Here is a 252-nt window from a genome sequence, read left to right as displayed (position 1 = left end):
AGACACACAAGATACAAGTTTGGTTTTAGATACATTGCACCAGCTGCCCGCAGTAGCCAACTGCATGTTACATAGTGATCAAGGGTCAGTTTATACATCCAATGCGTTTCAACAAGCTGTAAAGGAAAAGGGCATTACCATGAGTATGTCCCGTAAGGGTACACCTGCAGATAATGCCCCCATAGAATCGTTCCATTCCACGCTAAAGTCTGAAACGTTCTATCTCGAAGATTTTACCTGTACAACGACGGC

At 44.0% G+C, this 252-nt stretch carries 1 protein-coding gene; it reads left to right on the top strand.

Annotated features, from left to right (window positions below; all coding sequences use genetic code 11):
* A partial coding sequence (locus tag Q3F21_RS27325; RefSeq protein ID WP_340259758.1) for a DDE-type integrase/transposase/recombinase occupies positions 1 to 252 on the top strand: 252 nt, incomplete at both ends.

The organism is Brevibacillus borstelensis (assembly GCF_037834415.1).
Lineage (GTDB): Bacteria > Bacillota > Bacilli > Brevibacillales > Brevibacillaceae > Brevibacillus > Brevibacillus borstelensis_A.
Note: the sequence above shows the minus strand (reverse complement) of the source record. Positions and strands in the feature narration are given on the sequence as shown.